The sequence below is a fragment of the Pseudoalteromonas aurantia genome, assembly GCF_005886875.1.
Classification (GTDB): domain Bacteria; phylum Pseudomonadota; class Gammaproteobacteria; order Enterobacterales; family Alteromonadaceae; genus Pseudoalteromonas; species Pseudoalteromonas aurantia_A.
In genome coordinates this window covers 1-20139 of the sequence record NZ_PNBY01000043.1, presented here as the reverse complement: position 1 = coordinate 20139, position 20139 = coordinate 1, and the positions used below count along the sequence as shown (strand labels likewise).

The following is a 20139-nucleotide window of genomic DNA, read 5'->3' as shown; positions in this document are numbered from 1 at the left end:
CTCAATTGGTTACAAATTATTACAGTCATGAGAGCAGGTTATACAGGTCTATATCCTGCTCTCAAGTTTGTAGTGATATTATGGACTAATTTTGCTCAAAGCTCGCGACTAAACTATCAAGTGTTTTTGCTGAGTCGGCAAGCGCTTGGATTGATTGTTCAGTATTTAACTGCTCATTCATGACGTCATCGCTAATTGTACTAATGTGCTCAATGCTTCTGCCCACATCAGCGACGACATTACTTTGCTCTTCAGTTGCGGCTGCGATGAGTGTTGTCATGTCGTTAATCTGATTCGCCGTCTCAGTAATTGTTTCCATCAGTTCGACAGAGTTTTGCATTGTTTCAACACTCTGCACTGCTTGATGCTTAGATTGGCTGATTTTTTTCACAATCGAATCAGATGCGACAGTCAGCTCTGTAATAGTTGCTTGAATTTCGTCTGTCGATTGTGATGTGCGACTGGCCAGTGCACGCACCTCGTCAGCAACAACAGCAAACCCACGACCATGTTCACCAGCACGTGCCGATTCAATGGCTGCATTAAGTGCGAGTAAATTGGTTTGCTCTGAAATACCGCGGATCACATCAACAATATTAGCGATAGATTGTGTTTTTTCTGCAAGTGTGGTGACTTCTAATGCCATCGCATCAATATCATTCGCTAAGTCTTGAAGTTGTGTTTGGCTATGCTGAACCCCACTGTGACTTTGATCTGACATTGCTTTACTTTGTTCAGTGAGCTTGGCTGTATTATTTGCACTGCCTGCAATTTCTTGGACAGTTGCCCCCATTTCGTTAATTGCAGCAGCAACAGAGATAGTTTGGGACTTTTGTTCATCAAGTGATTTTGAATTACTTTGGCTTTGAGAAAATACACGCTCGCTGGTACTGCGAATGTCTCGGCTTTCACTGGATACTTTTTTGATAGCCATTTCGATTTTGCTGATAAATTGATTAAAACCTTCAGCCAGAGCTTGCAATTCAGGTTGTTCAGATTCGGGTACTCGATAGTTTAACTTTGCATCACCGCTGCCTAGTCGGGCAAATAAATTTGCCATATTCGATAACGGCGCACTTAGGTTTTTGGCCAAGAACAGGCTGATCAAACTTGCTATCAGGGCGACGGTAATGGAGAACGCGATTATTTGCCACTGGAGTTGCGTGATCTCTTCGATGACTTCAGCTTCAGGCACTTGTGCTATGACATATAAATCAGTGCCTTCAATAGGGCTGGCTGCAACTAACGTTGCTTGGTTACTCACATTTAGCTTTTTCACTAAAAATGGACGATTGGTGAGTAGGTTACGAACCACTTGGTTGCCATATAAATCGCGCAGTGAGGTGGTTGCGACCAACGCGGCGTCTGGGTGTAATTGAATGGTGCCTGCTTTATTTACAACAAATACAAAGCCAGACTTCTCAATCACCATATTACTTAGCATATTTTGCATATCATCAATGCTTTTCGCTAATCCGGCTAGACCGAGGCCACGTGTTTGCTGGTGGTTAACGAACATCTTTACATCACCAGGGGACTCTTGGAAAATGCTAATAGAGTATTCTTGTTGGCTCTCTTTAAAGCCAAAAAACCACCCATCTTGCTGTTGGTTAAGTACACGTAAGAACCCATTTTGATTCCAATATTGGCTGGTTTCACGGTTGGCCCAAGAAGCAGTAGCGAGATCATATTGATCAACTAAACGGCTCAACTCATTAATAAGTTGGGTTTCGTTGAGAGTATCGTTCCTTGCAGACTCCGTAATGAAGACATTGCTAGAGAGCTGTTTTGCCGCATTTTTAAGTTGTTGAATTTGCTTGGCTATCGTTTTATTAATGCTGTCTACTTTGGCTGGTAACTCCGACTCAAGCATGCGCGTTTCGGTCATCGTTTTAGCACTATAAATCGCAGTAGCACCAATAATACTGGCAACTGTTATTGCAATTAAGCTTCCTAATAATGTAATTTTTTGCGTGATTGTAAGGCTAGTTTTTCGCATTGATCCACACTGTTTTAAAACAAGGTTTCTATTCTATCATATACAATAATACGAGCGAAGAAGGGATAGGTATTGTTCATTAAATTAACACTTTTGTATAATGCAGTAATGGGTACATAGGTAACTGGAATTTAAAATTCGATTAAAAAAGCCCATAGCAAATGCGTATGGGCTCGGTTTCTAACAAGCGAACTGGTCTAAACTATTTTTTTCATTGCTGACATGTAACCACGGAGCTTTTCACCTATGATTTCAACAGGGTGCGTGCGAATTGCATGGTTAGCATCGATGAGAGCTTGGTTATCAGCGTAATTACTGGTTGCCTCAAGGCCTTTACCTATCACATCAATGTTAATATTTTCCATAAAGGGCTTTAATAAAGGCAAACAGGCATGGTTGTAAAGGTAACAGCCATACTCAGCAGTATCTGAGATAGTGCTATTCATCTCATACAGCTTTTTACGTGCTATTGTATTTGCGATAAGCGGTGTTTCATGCAGTGACTCGTAATACGCAGATTCATCAATAATTCCTGCGGCCGTCATAGTTTCAAAAGCCAGTTCAACACCCGCCTTAACCATTGCAACCATTAAAATTCCTTTGTCGAAGAAAGTTTGTTCTGATATTTCTTGTGTGGTGTTTGTTTGCTTTTCAAAAGCAGTTTCACCGGTTTCAGCACGCCAAGCTAATAATTTTGCATCATCTTCAGCCCAGTCAGCCATCATACCCTGAGAAAACTCACCGCTGATGATGTCATCCATATGTTTGTTATACAGCGGGCGCATGATCTGTTTGAGCTCTTCACTTAAGCTAAATGCTTTTAACTTTGCTGGATTTGACAGGCGGTCCATCATATTAGTGATACCACCATATTTTAATGCTTCAGTGATAACTTCCCAGCCATACTGAATAAGCTTTGATGCATAGGCAGCATCAACACCTTTCTCTACCATTTTATCAAAGCAAAGTAGTGACCCTGTTTGTAACATGCCACATAGAATGGTTTGTTCACCCATGAGATCTGATTTTACTTCAGCAATGAAAGAAGAGTTTAATACGCCTGCTCGATGGCCACCTGTGCCTGCAGCGTAAGCTTTGGCTTGCACCAGACCCTTACCTTGCGGGTCATTTTCTGGGTGCACTGCAATAAGTGTCGGTACGCCGAATCCACGTTTATATTCTTCACGCACTTCTGTGCCTGGACATTTTGGGGCAACCATAATGACCGTAAGATCTTCACGTACTTGCATGCCTTCTTCCACAATGTTGAAACCATGGGAGTAAGCAAGCGTAGCGCCTTTTTTCATTAGTGGCATAACCGCGCTAACAACCGCGGTATGTTGCTTATCAGGGGTTAAGTTAAGGACTAAATCTGCATCAGGAATGAGCTCTTGATAGGTGCCAACAATGAACCCATTGTCAGAGGCATTCAAAAATGACTGACGCTTTTCTGAAATAGCCGACTCACGTAATGCATAGCTTACATCTAACCCAGAATCGCGTAAATTAAGACCTTGGTTTAGACCTTGTGCACCACAACCAACAATAACGAGCTTTTTGCCGATTAATTCGTTAACACCATCGTTAAACTCTTGTGGATCCATAAATTCGCATTGGGCTAGTTGTGCTAGCTGTTCTCTTAAAGGAAGAGAGTTAAAGTAGTTCGCCATGTTAGTACCTTAAAATAATAGAGTATTAAATAGAATATAAAGCCAGCATATGTCCTGTTTTAAATTACGTAAAATGATATATTTGAATTACAGTATTTCATAACGTGAAACATGAGGGCGTATGGATCATAAACAGTTAAAGTACTTTTTAGCCTTAGCTGAAACATTGCATTTTGGCCGTGCGAGCGAGCAGTGCCATATTAGTGCACCCACGTTAAGCAGACAAATAAAGCAGCTTGAAAAGGAGCTAAATATCGCTTTATTTATTAGGGATAATCGTAGCGTGAGTTTAACAGCTCAAGGTAAGGCTTTTGTTGAGTATGCACGCTCCTCATTGGCACAGTGGCGGCAATTTAAGAGTGAGTGCCAAGATAATGGCCAGCCTTTAAGCGGTGAGTTAAGCTTTTATTGCTCAGTCACCGCAACCTATAGTTTTGTTTATGACCTATTTGCGAAATTTAGGCAGCAGTATCCGGCCATTGAGCTTAATTTAAATACCGGAGACCCTGCACTATCTATTACGCATGTATTAAACGACAAAGAAGATCTTGCCGTAGCAGTCAAACCTGCACAGCTACCACAAGGTACATCTTATTTACCAATAGGACAGTCACAGTTGGTTATTGTTGCACCCATTATGGCGTGTCCACTAACAGAGTTACTTTCATCGCAGCAGAGCAACAACATTCAGTGGAGCCAACTCCCTTTTATTATGCCTGAACAAGGGATACTAAAAGACCGATTAGATCAGTTTTGTAAAACGCAGGCTTTTACACCGCGAGTGTATGCCCATGTCTCAGGCCATGAAGCAATGGTTGCACTAGCAAGCTTAGGCTTTGGTGTGGCGTGTGTGCCTGAAATAGTTTTAGCGCAAAGCCCTTTTAAAGATCAGGTCCGCTATCTCAGTTCACTGGATTTAATAGAGCCAATAGAAATTGGTTTGGTGTGCAAAACAAAGCGCTTAACGGATCCTGTTGTTACAGTCTTGTGGGAAACTGCTGAAAATTTGTTTCGCTTGTAAAGGTGCCATTCAGTTTCAGACATTAAACTAGCCGAAATAAAATAAAAACTAATCCTTTAGGTGTAGTAATGGCTAAAATCTTGATAGCTGAAAGCGAAGTTGAGTGTTTCACGCAACGCAAAATAATGTTTGAAGAAGCGGGACATGAGGTTTTTCAGTTTTCAGATATGGATGAAATGTCGCAGTGGGCTACGAGCGAGGATGTATGTGGGGTGGTGTTAAGTGAACACTTTACTCTGGGTGATCCAACCCATTTAATTGAAAAAGTAAAAGCTAAGTTCTTAGCACCTATCATGGTGTGCACAGATTTAAAGGATGAAGATACGCATAGTGCATTACTAGAGTCTGGTGCTGATGATGTGATCACCACTTCGGCAACGCCAAGGTTATGGCAAGCTCGCTTAAATGCATTGCTTCGTCAATATTCATCAGATAAATCTGCTGTACTGACCTTTGGTAGCCTAGTGGTTGACTCCCAGGCACGTTTGGTAACACTCAATAATCGAGAAGTTTATCTGACAAGTCACGAGTTTGAACTATTATGGTTATTGGCACGTAATGCTGGAAACGTGTTAAGCCGCGAATATGTGTACCAAACAATCATAGAAAAACCTTATCAAGATGATACACGCACGGTGGATGTGCGTATCTCGAGACTGCGCAAAAAATTAGAGGATGACCCCTCACAGCCAAGCAAAATAAAAACCATTTGGAAACAAGGTTATATTTTTGTGAGAGAGGCATGGAAATAGTTTTTGTTGCTTTTTTTGCAATGTAATCTTCAAGGATAGAAAGAAAAAACAAAACAAAAGCAGAGTTTTAAATCGAAATGATTAACATGCAGATTACTGAACATAACTGTACTCTAAGCCGTTTTCATTCTGTAAATTGCTGATTTTTTATGGCTACGACTCTACAAACTTTTATATTAACTTTGTTTTGGCAACGCAAATAATATTGATTGCTATTTATATGCGTGTATACTTTTATCCTGAATAAGAAAATGTAAATAATATTAATTTTCAGAGGAAATCATCAATGATTTTACGTAAGTCTCTTCTCGCTACTTCTATTCTGGCTGCAACCTTGGGTTTAACTGCGTGTGGAGGGTCATCTAATTCTAATGAGCCAACTCCAACACCAACACCAACTCCAACACCAACTCCAGCGCCTACAAACACAGCGCCAACAGATATTAACTTATCATCAACTGTTATTGCTGAAGATGTGGTTGGTGCAGAAGTTGGATCTTTGACAGCCGAAGATGACGCTGAAGATGGACATACGTTTACTACTGATGATGTGCGTTTCACAATTGAAGGCACTATGCTTAAATTGGCAAGTCACCATGCTTTAAACTTCGAGCAGATGGCTGCTGATGAAACAATTTCTGTTAAAATAGTGGTAACTGACGCGGGCGACCTTTCATTTGAAAAAGATCTTGAGTTATCGGTTGCTGATACGGCTGCAACACCAGGTGTAAATGTGTATGAATTTGATACTAAGCTTGCTGATGCAACTGGATCTTCGGTATCGTATACAGGTCAAACGGCGCGTCATGCATTATCATCTGAAATTAAGTCTTACATGAGCAAATTCAATGCTGAATATATTGCAGGACTTGGCACTGATGCTCCGACAATTGCACGCACTCGTTTAGATGCATTATGGGGTGACTATGCTGCGGTTGCAGATGATGAAATCACTCATTTAGGCGACAGTGATTCACTGGAAGCAAACTACGCACAAACAACTTTTGCTGATATTTCAGGTTCTGGTAAAGAGCTCAGCGGTAAAATAGCTGGCGCAGATCCTTCTAAAATGTACAAAGACTGGTTAAAAGAAGACGGTACAGGGTTTGCGGGTTGGACTGATTTTGGAGATAACAAGAAAACAGCAGAGGGATTAGTAAAATTTTACTTTGACTTGTTTGAAGCACAGATCAAAGCAATGGTTGATGGCGAACAATTGAAAGATCCTGCTGGTAATGAGATCACAAAAGCTTATATAACGCCTCAAGGTCATGACCTAGTGCAACTAGTACAAAAGCACACACTTGGTGCATTGATGTTTTCTCAAGGTACAGACGATTATCTTGATGAGGGTCTAGACTCTCAGAATGTTGAAGCGCATAAAGAAGGTAAACCTTATACTTCTCTTGAACATCAATTTGACGAAGGTTTTGGTTATTTTGGCGCGAACCGTCACTATTTAGAGCTGTCTGATGACGAGATTGCTAAAAAAGGTGGTAGAGACACGCACCAAGGTAAGTACGATGCCGATATGGATGGCAAATATGACTTAGCTGCAGAGTTTATTTGGGGTAATGCCTCAAATGCTGCTAAACGTGACAGAGGTACACTTGAAAAGGATGATGAAGGCAACATCATTAATAAGCCAAGTAATGTTACTACAGATTTTACTGCGGTTGCAGTGACTAACTTTATTCAAGGTCGAAAGATCCTTAACGATAATGTTGGCGTAGAATTAACTGACGAGCAAATGACACAAGTAAAAGCACACGTGTTTGATGCAGCTTTAGCTTGGGAAAAAGCCATTGCAGCAACAGTTGTTCATTACATCAATGATTCCCTAGGTGATTACGATAAAATTAAAGATGGTGAGTACACTGCCGATGAATTTGCGTCACTTGCTAAGCACTGGGGTGAAATGAAAGGTTTTGGTTTGAACTTCCAGTTTAGCCCATTTTCTCCGTTCGCTGACAGTGATTTAAACCCTAAAAAAGACACAGTTGGTGCCACTAAATTTGTTGAGTTACACACTTTGTTCGGTGATGCGCCAGTGCTAGTTACTGCTGATATCGAAGCGTATATAGCTGATTTAAAGCTTGCCCGTGATTTATTGAAAGATGCATATGACTTCAATGAAGACAATGTTCTTGGATGGTAATACAGCCATTTAGATAATGAACAAGGTTAGCTTTTTAACAAGAGCTAACCTTTTTTTATAGTTAAATAATTAGGAACAACCATGAATTATGTTTCGCAATTAAAGTGTATTCCTTTAGCCTTAGTTTTTTCTTTAGGATTAATGGGCTGCGGTGAAAGTTCATCAGGTCAGTCTGGAAGCGCTTTTGATGATGGCTCAGATAATGGGTCAAATAATGGTAACGGCAATAGTGGTGGAGGTAACAATAGTGGCGGCACACCTTCCTTTGATGAAAAAGCTTTGCTCGCTGGTCTTGTTGATCAAGTTATCACCCCAACATTTACGTCATTTCAAAGCGAAACAGCCTCTTTACACAACAATATAAACAATTATTGTAGTATTGAACAAACAATCGACGATAGCACAACAGATTTTACTGAGCGTGATGCAAGTTTTGATTTGGCTAAGCAGAGCTGGCAAAGCACAATGAGCATTTGGCAACAAGCCGAGCTTATGCAGTTAGGACCACTTGTAACAAATGAAAGTGCTTTAAGAAACGTTATTTATTCTTGGCCTTCAAAGAGTTTATGTGGTGTTGATCAGGATACGGCTTATTTTGAAGATGGGGTAATTAATTTAAATAATGCAAGACCTTACAATTTAAAAGATCGTACGTTCACACGAAGAGGCTTGTTGTCGCTAGAACATCTACTGTTTAATACGTCTTATGAGCACAATTGTAGTACGACCAATGATGCACTTGCCGATTGGAATTCTCGCTCTGAGCAATCGATTAAAATTGCACGTTGTAAGTTTGCAACTGAGGTTAGTAAAGACTTAAATGAAAATGCACAACTACTAGTATCACAATGGACTGCGGAAGATGGTTACGCCAATGAACTAAAAAATGCTGGAGATGTTGGTAATTCGTTTACGACTCCTTTAAAAGCAATTAATGCAATATCTGATGCGCTATTTTATCTTGATAAAGAAGTAAAGGATTTTAAATTAGGTCTTCCACTTGGTAAATTTGAAAATTCTTGTGGCTTGTCGGTTTGTCCAAAGGATGTTGAAAATTCTATTGCTAAATATTCGGTTGATAACTTAAAAGCAAATTTAATTGCGTTTGAAGCATTGTTTTTAGGTAACGCTGAGAGCGCTGATGCTCAAATTGGATTTGATGATTTTTTAGTTGAGTCAAACGCTCAAGATACCAAAGACCTGATGGTAGATGGCTTAAATGAAGCAAAAGCAGCTACAGATGCCATTGAGGCAAGCTTGTATGATGCATTGAGCAGTGATAATGAAAAAGTTGAAAATACCCATGCAAAAGTGAAGGATGTCACTGATCAACTTAAGAATGATTTTATAAATAAACTCGCGCTAGAACTTCCTAAAACATCGGCAGGTGATAATGACTAACTCAATTAAATTAACTAAATCCGCCACTGCTGTTACGCTTGCGCTATTGTTACCTTTTGCACATGCGGCAGAAGAAAATAGTGATGATGGCTTAGAACATATTACGATTATTAGTCATTATGATAAGTTAAGAACAGAAGCAGGGTCGGCGACTCTGATTGGCGAGGCTGAATTAGAGAAATTTGAATACAATGATATCCACCGGGTACTTGCTTCAGTTCCTGGGATTAATATTAGAGAAGAAGATGGTTATGGCTTGAGGCCAAATATTGGCTTTAGAGGTGTAACCCCTGAGAGAAGTAAAAAAATAAGCATTATGGAAGACGGTGTTCTTATTGGTCCTTCTCCTTATTCAGCACCTGCGGCCTATTATTTTCCTATTTTAACACGAATGACGGCGGTGGAAGTATTTAAAGGGCCAGCGGTCATTAAGCATGGCCCACAAACAGTTGCTGGAGCTCTGAACTTAGTTACCCGTCAAATCCCTGAATTTTCTGAAGGTGGCATTGATTTATCTGTTGGTTCTGATGGCTATCAAAAAGCACACGGCCACTTTGGTTCGGTGGTTAATAATGTCGGTTTTTTGCTTGAAGGGGTCACTCTAAAAGCTGATGGTTTTAAAAAACTCGATGGTGGAGGTAATACCGGTTTTGAGAAAAATGATCTACTGGCAAAATTCAATTATAAATTTGCAACACAGGATATTGATCATACCGTTGGACTTAAATTATCTTACTCAGGTGAAGAGTCTGATGAAACTTATCTGGGTCTCACAGACAGTGACTTTTCAGATAACCCCTATAGAAGGTATGCCGCATCTCAACCAGCTTTAATGGATACGACTCATCAGCAAGTGATGTTTTCACATTTTGCAGATGGAGAGAATTTCAGCGTGGCAACACGTGTATACCGTAATGATTACGAAAGAGCTTGGAAGAAGTTAAATAGCTTATTAAACAACCCTGTAAAATTACAAACAATTTTACGTGACCCTGATAAGTATGAATTAGCCTACGCGGTGCTGTCTGGTCAGTTAGATTCAGTGGCTGATGGTTTTCCAACTCAATATTTAAATGTGGGGACTAACGACAGAGCATATTACTCTCAAGGTATTCAAGTTGATGCAGATTTTGAACAATCAATTTTTGGATTGACCCATAATATCGCCACAGGTGTCCGTTATCATGAAGATGAAATAGAACGTAAGCATTTTGAGGAAACCTATCAAATGGTTTCAGGAATAGCACAAGACGCTATGCTTGGTATTCGTCCTGCAACCAATGACATTGAATCTACAAAAGCTTGGTCAGTTTACATTGAAGATAAAATCACGCTAGATGCATTGACGTTAGGCATAGGTGTACGTGGTGAGTTTATGGACATGCATTATCAAGATTTACGTGATGATAATTTATGGCAAGATAAGTCAACACATATTTGGTTACCAAGCCTAAGTGGTTTTTATCAGCTTTCTGAAGACTCCGGGCTTTTATTTGGTATTCATGAAGGGTTTGTACCATCCGCACCAAAAAATGCGGCATCCAAAGGGTTAGAAAATAGCATAAATTATGAGTTTGGCGGTCGATTCAACGATGGCGTAACACAATTAGAAGTTGTTTCATTTTTTAATGATTATAAAAACTTAACAGAAACATGTGGTTTTTCAAATTGTGGTAACATAGTGGGGGAGACATTCAGTGGTGGTGAAGTTGATGTGTATGGTTTGGAGGTACAATTCTCGCAAACATATCCCCTTAATTTACAAATCGAAGTCCCTTATAGTTTCGTATATACGTATACTCAAAGTGAATTTAAGAATGAGTTTCAATCAGGGTTTGTACAATGGGGTTACATCAACCCTGGCGATAGCTTGCCATATTTAGCAGATCATCAGGCCACTTTTAATATTGGGGTAGTTGGTGGGAATTGGAAATTTGATGTGTCGGTCAAGTATGTTGGTGAAATGAAGGAAGTGGCTGGAAGTGGTGAAGTTCTTTCGGGTGTTAATTTACCTTCAAATGTAACCGTTGATATGTCAGCTAGCTACGACTTTGATCAATATGGCCATGTGTATGTCAAAATAGACAATGTGCTTGACGAAGTTGAAATAGTGAGCCGTCGTCCTTACGGAGCTCGTCCTGGTAAGCCAAGGCAACTATCGGTTGGCTACAAATATCAGTTTTAATTAAGACGTTGTATGATGGGCTGTTGAGCTTTTTTGTTTGTTTTTTATCAGTTTTATTGGCTTTTATACAAAGTGGAATCTACGGTTCACGTTTATTCCTTGCGAGTTAACCGATAACATAGTAGAAAAGCCGAACAAGCGAAGTAGATAAAAATAGAATAGAAAATAGCAACTGCACCAAGGAACGGGTCAACTGAGTTGGCCCTTTTTTTTGAGGTAAGTATGATAGAGCAAATTTGGCAGAGTCTAATCGCGTTACCAAGTTATCTACTTGATGCAAATAAGCGGATCTATATTCCTTATTTGCTCAGTGCTGTTGTCATGGCGCTACCTGTTTATTTTTCTGTTGAACAAGCCAAATCTGGAAAAGGGTTTCTCAAGTTTTTATTTCCTAAGTCGGTGTGGTTGTCAAAGAGCGCCAAACTCGATTATGGGCTTCTTTTCACTAATACAGTCATTAAAGCTGCTACTTTTTCGCCCATTGTGCTGACCATGGTACCTGTCGCAATTTTTATTACTGACTCAATGGAATATTTGTTTGGGACACCATTACATTTAGATTGGCCCAGTGAGTTGGTTATAGTCTCATTTACACTGATGTTATTCATTGTCGATGATTTAACGCGTTTTTTATTGCATTTAGCTTTGCACAAGGTGCCTTGCTTATGGGAAATACATAAAGTGCATCATTCGGCGAAAGTACTGACTCCCTTCACAATTTATCGTTCACATCCGATAGAAAGTTACTTTTATGCGTGTCGAATGGCATTGACGCAAGGTATTGTGGTGGGGTTTGGCTACCATCTATTTGGCACAGGGTTAAGTATGTATGACATACTCGGCGCAAATGCGTTTGTATTTATATTTAATATTTTCGGCGCTAACCTCAGGCATTCTCATATTCGTTTTACATGGGGCGATAGATTAGAACGTTGGTTTATCAGTCCTGCACAGCATCAAATTCATCATAGTGATAATCCACAGCATTTCGACACCAATTTAGGCTCTGCACTGGCCATTTGGGATCGGTTATTTGGTTCATTAATACGTGCGTCACAAGCGCCTGATATTACTATTGGCGTGGGAAAGTATGATGCGGGGCATGATTCTTTACTAGCCATTTATATTAAACCAATACGTTTAGGGTTTAAGGCTCTACTACCGAGTAAATGGGCAAATAAAGGGGCGAAGGTGACACCACAGAGCACACAATTAAAAGAAGCTGGCGATAAAATTAAGTGAGACCACTTTTTAAATTCGGTACTAATAATAGTTTTGATTGTAGCACTAACGGGTATGCGGCTTAAGCAATGGCATAAGTACCTGTTCAAGCCCATTCAGTTTGACTTCGTAGATCATAGCCAACTGCTCTCCTAAGGGCCCGCTGGGAAAACCCTTTTGTTTAAACCATACCACATAGGGTTCTGGTAACAGTAGCAAAGGCGTTCCTGCGTATTTTCCAAAGGGCATTTTTGTATTTATGGCTTTAAGTAGTGCTTGCTGGTCGTGCATTGATACCGTTTAATAATATGCTATGTCGTTATATTAGTGTATCAGGGTAGGGGCTTTAATAAAGCAAAACCATATACCCTGCAACGTTACGAGTGATTAAAACCGCCAGTTAGCGTTGAGCCAAAAGGTTAAGCCTGCTTCGTTGATTTTACCTATTTGAGGGTAACCACTGACTGCACTGCCTGATTTGCTCAGGTGCTCACTGTAGGTCTTATCAAGTAAATTGTCGATACCGACACTCCAATCAAGTGACTCTGTTTGACTGTAACTGGCGTTAAGCGCCAATGTCCCAAAGCCCGTTGACTCAGTTATATCTTGGCCGGCAATATTGCCTTGGCCGACGGCAATGCGATGTTGAGCTGCGACTAAACGCCAAAGCAGACCCATATGCCAGTTTGTGCGTTGGTAATCGAGTGTAAATCGAGCCTGAAGGGGAGGTTGCTGAGCAAGCGGGCTATTATCTGATAAATTACTCGCGCGGACATAATTGATACTTGCACCTGTGACCCAATTTTTGGTTAGGTCATAACTGATATCAGCTTCAAAACCATAGGTTTGAGCATCAACATGACGCGTGACTTTTTTCGTCATCGGTGCACTTCCATATAAATTATCAGTTAAAATATAGTCGGTAATATGACTGTAGAAGAGAGAAACTGATCCTTGCCACTGCTTGGTTTTGTGCAACACCCCCACATCGATTTGGTTCGTTTTTTCAATTTCGTTATTGAACGCACTGAGGCTATTAGGGCTTTGACGCCCACCGCCCAGTAACTCCCAATAATCAGGAAACCGCTCAGTGTGACCTAAGCCAACAAAGTAGCTGTTATTGTTATTTTGTTGCTGTAATCGTGCAAAACCACTCCATAAGGTGTCTTTACGGGTGAAAGATGCGGTAGGGTTAGGCATTGTTTTCATCATCACTGAAATATTTTGGCGTTTATCTGTTGCCTGCCAGCGATCGAGCCTAAGGCCAGAAATAAGCTGCTGTTTGGCATTGATCTTGTATTCATATTCAGTGAACAGGCCGGTTTTTTTAAACGCTCCATCAGTGATGCGAGCCAGTGTTTCATAAGGTGTGATGGGTTGGTTTCGACTAACTCGGTTTCGATGGCGGTCTTGCTGATGGTCAATACCAAATATCACCGAGTTTGCGTCATCAAAGTACGCGTTAAATATGATTTTACCACCCTGCGTGCGGCGGTCTGGGTTAGATGCTGTGGGGTGTTTCATCATCATATTTGCGGTAAACGGACGCAAGCTATAGTTATCCATCACATGATCAACCTTGTTGTAGTACCATTGCGCTTCAACATTGTTAATGAGAGCATGGTCTATTGCCCAATCAGTTTTTATCGCTGAGTACGTTCTATCAAATAGGCTACCATCCATCATGCGATCAGCATAGGCGACTTCACCATCACTTTGCCCGAAACTGAGGCTCATTATTTTGTCATCTGCAGGCGTATAGGCAAATTCAGCGTCGGCATTCCAGCGCTTATATTTGGAATGAATAGACGTATTATCACCATCGGAAAAATCATCAGCACGGCTGTAGCTGCCTGAAAAACTTGTGTAATAATCTTGAGTGCCTGCTTTTATGTCTGTATTAAGGCTTCGACGTTCTGCACTGGCTATGACTGCGTTGGCAAAACCAGAGATACCGCTTTGCTCTAAGCGTTCATTGATACGCTCAAAGACCACGGTTGCGGCGCTATTACCTGAACCATATAATACGGTTTGAGGTCCTTTTATGACGGTCAGCGAATCATAAGATTGCGGAGTAATGTACGCAGTGGGCGGATCCATTCGATTGCCACACCCGCCAAGTATAAGACCACCATCGGTTATGATATTTAGTCGAGAACCAGCCATACCTCGAAATACCGGATCACTGCTTGCGGCTCCTTTTTTTATTAAAGAAAAACCGCTAATACTAGACAGTAAGTCAGCGCCGTCTTGCGCAGGGAGAGGTTGACGCGGTAATTTAGGATCTGTTTTTATATCAAGGGGGGAGTGCATAGGAGCAACGACGACGATACGTTCGAGATCAGCGTTTTCAGCGTGAGTACTTATTGCCGTGAGTAATGCAATACTCAGAATTGTTTTTTTCATCATAATGTCTCAAGTCATTAAATTATGATGGATTTTATAGATTTGTGTGTTGCTTGCAGTGTGACAGATTGTCGCACTGTGAGAGGTTTTGACTTACTTTGATGTAAGTCAAATATTAATGTGAGTGATAGGGGCTGAGTCGAACAGTGTAACGTTTATCGCTCAATCACCTGCATTTGTTCATTGCTCCAACTAACTGCCTCATTATAAATTTCGGGCAGGCAAGCAGGGTCTAAGTTCATTTTATTACAGCTTCCTTGTGCTTTATCCCACTGAGCTTGTTCATATTCGGTCGCGATAGATAAATAGTCAGCTAAAGTCCCCTTAGCTTCGAGCAATGCATCTTTGATCTCAATGACCAATGGGAGCTTATTCATTACACTGTCCATCGTTTCATCAAGTATGGCATCCATTAACGACATCATGCCAGTTAAAAAGGCGGTGCCGATATGATGTTTATCATGTTTTCGTGTCGCGAGTAGCTCGCAAAAGCGTGCTCGAGTTAACGACAGCTTTATTAATTCCATAGGCTTCTCAGCTGAGACTTGAGCTGCAAAAAGCAAAGATAGAAATTTCTTTAATTCAGCATTACCAAGGACAACGAGTGCTTGCTTAATGGTGCTTATCTCGGCTCTGCGTTTAAATGCAGCAGAGTTGGAGTACCGTAATAACTTGTATGATAGGTTAACATCGCGTTCAAATACGCCGGTAATTCTTTGTAAGTCGACATTAACGCTGGAGGTTTCATATAGAAGCTCAGCGAGCGCCATTTCTGACGGGGGCAGTGCTTTGCTTTGTACCATTTCGGGTTTGGCAAAAAAGAACCCTTGAAATAAGCTAAACCCCCACTCAATAGCTTGTTGATATTGCTCGTAGGTTTCTACTTTTTCCGCGACGAGCTTTATATTGCTAAATGATTTGGTAGCATCAATAATTTCGACAATTTTTTCATGAGATGTGGTTAGAAAGTCGACTTTGATTTGGTCGACAAACGGATAAAAATGACGCCATACTTTTTGGTGTTGATAGTCATCTAGGGCAATTGTATAGCCTTTGTCTTTTAAGTTTTGCACTGCTGCAAGAAGCCGTTTACCGGGTTGAACGGTTTCCAAAATTTCTATCACCACTTGCTCGCGACTGAGCATAGTTGGGTAGCCTTTAAGTATCGTTTCAAGGGTGAAATTGATATAAGCGGGTTTATTGTCAGTCAAATCATCTAAGCCAAAGTTAAACTGACTGCCCTCAATTAAACGAGAAGTCGCTTCGTCACCGTCAATATTAGGAAAAACATTATCAACACCATCGCGAAAAAGTAACTCATAGCCTACTAATTCTTTATTGATGTCTAAAATAGGTTGACGCGCCGCATAAAAATACATCTACAACTGTTCTCATTTAATACAACTTTAAAGTCAATATAAGTTATGTTGAGTAGTAATTCATTATTTTTTTCTGATTGTTTCATCTTTTGGTATGGATTTAGCTGTTAAAACGATGCTTTATCACGCATATTTACTTGGTGAACTCGCTGTACTGGGGTAGTTGAAAGAGACGTGTTATAGTCACGCAAAACTAATAAAGCATTCTATTTAATGACAATCAGAAAGGCGGTTGTTGGATAATTTTCATTGACAAGAATGCTCATAATGAAGGAGATAGCTTTGGAATTAGGTACGATTATTTCGTTAGTACTATATTTTGTGGTTATGTTGGGTATTGGGTTGTACGCCTACCGTAAATCAACCAGTGATGTATCAGGCTATATGCTAGGTGGGCGTAGCCTGTCACCGAGTGTTGCTGCTTTATCAGCTGGTGCATCTGACATGAGTGGATGGATCTTAATGGGTCTACCTGGGGCAATGTTTGTCACTGGGTTTAGCAGTACTTGGATAGCGATCGGTTTAGTGATCGGTGCATGGTTAAACTACTTATTAGTGGCACCGAGATTACGTGTTTACACTGAATTAGCGAATGATGCGATCACCATTCCTGATTACTTTGCTAATCGCTTTGAAGACAAAGGTAATGCATTACGCATTGTATCAGCATTGGTTATCATCATTTTCTTCACACTTTATACCTCTTCAGGCGTGGTAGCTGGTGGTAAGCTATTCGAAAACTCATTTGGTATGAGTTATGAATCAGGGCTATACATTACCACAGGTGTAGTTGTGCTTTATACATTGTTTGGTGGGTTTTTAGCGGTAAGCTTAACCGACTTTGTGCAAGGCTGTATTATGTTCATTGCGCTAATATTAGTGCCAGCAGTCACTTATTCACTCTTAGACAATCCTTTGTCATCGACACTTAATGCGGTTAACCCACAAATGCTTACCTGGATTGGTGCAGGTGGCGCAATTGGGATTATTTCTGCGATGTCTTGGGGGCTGGGATATTTTGGTCAACCACATATCATCGTGCGCTTTATGTCAGTTAGAAGCGTAAAGGATATGCCGACGGCACGCCGTATAGGTATGAGCTGGATGATAATTGCAGCACTCGGTGCTGTTGCAACCGGTGTATTTGGTGCGGCCTATACACATGAAAATGGCATTGTTGTAAAAGACCCTGAAACAATTTTTTTAGTTTTGTCTGAATTGCTATTTCACCCACTCATTGCTGGTTTCTTATTAGCAGCAATATTGGCCGCTATCATGAGCACGATTTCATCACAATTATTGGTGAGTTCAAGCTCTTTAACGGAAGATTTCTACAAAATTTTCATTAACCGAAATGCGACGGATAAAGAGCTGGTTTTAATAGGGCGCATTAGTGTTGCGGCTGTTGCTATTTTGGCGATTTATTTAGCGTATGATAGAAACAGTTCTATCTTAGATTTAGTGAGCAATGCATGGGCTGGTTTTGGCGCTGCTTTTGGACCATTGGTATTACTGAGTTTATTTTGGCAACGTATGAATTTTGCGGGGGCGTTGGCTGGTATGGTATCGGGTGCTGTAACGGTATTAGTATGGATTTATGCACCGATTGAAATTGCTGGGCAAAGTTTAAGTAATCATATTTATGAAATAGTACCTGGGTTTATCGTATCGTCAGTTGCTATCGTTGTTGTGAGCTTAGCGACCTCTGAGCCTCATGAACGTATTCAAGAGTTATTTAAAAAAGTACAAAGTAATTTATAAACTTTGGCGTTTACACATAAAAAGGGGCCAACTGGCCCCCTTTTTATGTGTTGCGTTCACGTCTAAAGTAAAGCAACATTTTTAGCAGAACGTTGAGATTTTTCTCGAACCAAGGGTAAGGTCTATCCTTTCGCAATAAAGTAATGTTACGATGAAACAATCTAGTGTGGGTACGCAAATCAGAACACGCTTATTCTGAGTTTTCACCTCAACACATATATAATCATAGAGCATCATAAGTGATGTTTATTAACCTAACAGGGACCCCGTGAAAATACCTAAACGTTTACAGCCATTGGTTGATGATGGCTTAATTGATGCAGTGCTTAGTCGGTTAATGAGTGGCAAAGAAGCAGATGTTTTTGTTGTAAGATGTGGTCAACATATTCGCTGTGCGAAAGTGTATAAAGAGGCGATGAAACGCAGCTTTAAAAAAGCAGCTCAATATCAGGAAGGACGAAAAGTACGCGGAGGTCGTCAAGCTCGTGCGATGAGCAAGCGTTCTAACTATGGTCGTCAACTTGAGGAAGAAGTGTGGCAAAACGCCGAGGTTGATGCGCTATCTCGACTTGCTGCTGCTGGTGTGAGAGTGCCAGCAAGTTATTGTTGCGTTGATGGTGTCTTGCTGATGGAACTGGTATCAGATGACGAGGGCAATGTCGCTCCTCAGCTTGGCGCAGTCAGTATGTCTGAAGAAGAAGCAATCAGACAATATACATTAATGATGCATTATATTCGTCTTATGTTATGTGTTGGGTTAATACACGGTGACTTATCAGAGTTTAATGTATTAGTTGATGGTAATGGTCCAGTGATCATTGACTTACCTCAAGCAGTTAATGCCGCTGCAAACAACAGCGCACAAGCAATGTTTGAGCGAGATGTGAATAATATGCGCCGGTATTATGGTGAATACGCGCCAGCATTACGCCATACAAATTATGCAAAAGAAATGTGGGCACTGTTTGAGGAAGGTAACTTAACACCACATTCTGTGTTGACAGGAATATTTGAAGAAGAATTGCAAAGTGCAGATGTTAGTGCGGTGTTAGATGAAATTAGCGCTGCCATGGCCGAAGAGCAAGAACGACAAGCACGTATAAAAGCGGGCAGTGAAGCGCTTTAGTTTAGTCTGAGTGTTAACTTTAGTAACACTCAGAGCTTCCCATTTCGATGATACGATTTGTTTCTTCACTGTTTTCAAACATATATAAAGCTCGGTTGATATCAGATAACACATTGCGCCATTTGGGTTTATTTTTACTTAGTGCGAAGTACAGGTGATTATACTTTATAGGTAAAGATTCATTTTCAATGTTTCTTAATAAAGTCACCTTTTCTGGCTTTGATAGATCAGAGTAATTAACCGTAAAGCGCAGCACTTTAGGGTCGCCGATAATTAAATTAACGCGCCCTCCCACCAGTAATTTAACTAATTGTAGATCATCAACTGCTTCAACAATCGCAAATTCATTATTGTCCATCATAGCATCGAATTCAGGGGTATTTTGATAGCCCCTTACTACACCAATCTTTTCACCTTTGAGGGAATTTAAGTTGCCATTATAACGATCGGCTTCTCCTTTACGTTTTAAAAAAGCAATTTCTCCACCAGAAAATGCATTGGAGAGTGCGAGCACTTCACGTCGAGTTTTATCTTTTACGTAGTCAGAGGGGGCAGAGTCTTCAATATAATACTCTGGCATTAGGATATCTGCTTTACCTAGCTCTGCCGCTCTGACTGCGCGGGCCCAAGGTAAAAACTCAATAAAAATACTGTACCCTTGCTCCGCTAATAGTGAAACTGCAAATTGAAATACCCAACCTTTGTTGCACAGCGAATTACCAATGTATGGAGGCCAATCCAATGTGACCACATGAAGTTGCCCTTTGTGACCGATGGCATTGTATAAATAGCCTGTTTGGTATTTTTCCCCTTGAACCAGTTGATAGGTTGCATTTTTGAAATAACCGACATTGATAGCAGCTTGAAGCTGCAAAGATATGAACACAGAACACACAAATATAAGCCAACGCATTAATCAATACCTACTAGAGTTAATTTGGTTACTCTCATAGAGAAGTGTAGGAAATACTGGTTTATTTTCCATTATTAAGTCGAGATAAGCTGTAAAATGAGTAAACATAAAAAAACCGGCAAAATGCCTAATGCCAGTCAGTTAACA

Annotated in this window: 14 protein-coding genes; 8 read left to right on the top strand and 6 right to left on the bottom strand. The window is 40.5% G+C overall.

The window, feature by feature from the left end; all coding sequences use genetic code 11:
* Positions 1-85: 85 nt before the first annotated feature.
* Complete coding sequence (locus CWC18_RS09660; RefSeq protein ID WP_138592634.1) at positions 86-1999, bottom strand: methyl-accepting chemotaxis protein; 1914 nt, start codon at positions 1997-1999, stop codon at positions 86-88.
* A gap of 197 nt (positions 2000-2196) precedes the next feature.
* Entirely contained in the window at positions 2197-3669 is a 1473-nt protein-coding gene (ilvC, locus tag CWC18_RS09655; protein WP_138675164.1) for a ketol-acid reductoisomerase, read from the bottom strand.
* A 121-nt stretch (positions 3670-3790) separates the two neighbouring features.
* Here ilvC and ilvY point away from each other — a divergent pair, with 121 nt between their 5' ends.
* From ilvY to CWC18_RS09625, 6 genes are all read left to right on the top strand, one after another.
* Positions 3791-4690 carry an HTH-type transcriptional activator IlvY gene (ilvY, locus tag CWC18_RS09650; protein WP_138592632.1) on the top strand — a complete coding sequence of 300 codons (900 nt, stop codon included), beginning with the start codon at positions 3791-3793 and terminating at the stop codon, positions 4688-4690.
* A 68-nt stretch (positions 4691-4758) separates the two neighbouring features.
* On the top strand, positions 4759-5442 hold the full coding sequence (locus tag CWC18_RS09645; protein WP_138592631.1) for a response regulator transcription factor: 684 nt from the start codon (positions 4759-4761) through the stop codon (positions 5440-5442).
* Between the two features lie 286 nt (positions 5443-5728).
* Positions 5729-7600, top strand: coding sequence for a DUF4856 domain-containing protein (locus tag CWC18_RS09640; RefSeq protein ID WP_138592630.1), 1872 nt, complete (start codon positions 5729-5731; stop codon positions 7598-7600).
* An 81-nt stretch (positions 7601-7681) separates the two neighbouring features.
* Positions 7682-9001, top strand: a complete 1320-nt coding sequence (locus tag CWC18_RS09635; RefSeq protein ID WP_138592629.1) for an imelysin family protein — start codon at positions 7682-7684, stop codon at positions 8999-9001.
* Positions 8994-11186 (top strand): TonB-dependent receptor family protein, encoded by a 2193-nt coding sequence (locus CWC18_RS09630; RefSeq protein WP_138592628.1) that lies wholly within the window; start codon positions 8994-8996, stop codon positions 11184-11186. The genes CWC18_RS09635 and CWC18_RS09630 overlap by 8 nt, the downstream gene beginning before the upstream one ends.
* A gap of 222 nt (positions 11187-11408) precedes the next feature.
* Positions 11409-12428 (top strand): sterol desaturase family protein, encoded by a 1020-nt coding sequence (locus CWC18_RS09625; protein ID WP_138592627.1) that lies wholly within the window; start codon positions 11409-11411, stop codon positions 12426-12428.
* A gap of 45 nt (positions 12429-12473) precedes the next feature.
* Here CWC18_RS09625 and CWC18_RS09620 read toward each other — a convergent pair whose 3' ends face one another.
* From CWC18_RS09620 to CWC18_RS09610, 3 genes are all read right to left on the bottom strand, one after another.
* Positions 12474-12698: a DUF3820 family protein gene (locus tag CWC18_RS09620; RefSeq protein WP_138592626.1), complete on the bottom strand. Its 225-nt coding sequence runs from the start codon at positions 12696-12698 to the stop codon at positions 12474-12476.
* Positions 12699-12794: 96 nt separating this feature from the next.
* Positions 12795-14816, bottom strand: coding sequence for a TonB-dependent copper receptor (locus CWC18_RS09615; RefSeq protein WP_249930093.1), 2022 nt, complete (start codon positions 14814-14816; stop codon positions 12795-12797).
* 152 nt (positions 14817-14968) lie between these two features.
* Positions 14969-16192 (bottom strand): EAL and HDOD domain-containing protein, encoded by a 1224-nt coding sequence (locus CWC18_RS09610; RefSeq protein ID WP_138592625.1) that lies wholly within the window; start codon positions 16190-16192, stop codon positions 14969-14971.
* 282 nt (positions 16193-16474) lie between these two features.
* Between CWC18_RS09610 and putP the strand changes: the two genes are divergently transcribed.
* Both putP and CWC18_RS09600 read left to right on the top strand, forming a co-directional pair.
* Positions 16475-17953: a sodium/proline symporter PutP gene (gene putP, locus CWC18_RS09605; RefSeq protein WP_138592624.1), complete on the top strand. Its 1479-nt coding sequence runs from the start codon at positions 16475-16477 to the stop codon at positions 17951-17953.
* A 268-nt stretch (positions 17954-18221) separates the two neighbouring features.
* Positions 18222-19079, top strand: a complete 858-nt coding sequence (locus tag CWC18_RS09600; RefSeq protein WP_138592623.1) for a PA4780 family RIO1-like protein kinase — start codon at positions 18222-18224, stop codon at positions 19077-19079.
* Between the two features lie 19 nt (positions 19080-19098).
* Here the strand turns inward: CWC18_RS09600 and CWC18_RS09595 are convergent, their stop codons facing one another.
* Positions 19099-19992: a substrate-binding periplasmic protein gene (locus tag CWC18_RS09595; protein ID WP_138592622.1), complete on the bottom strand. Its 894-nt coding sequence runs from the start codon at positions 19990-19992 to the stop codon at positions 19099-19101.
* Positions 19993-20139: the final 147 nt, after the last annotated feature.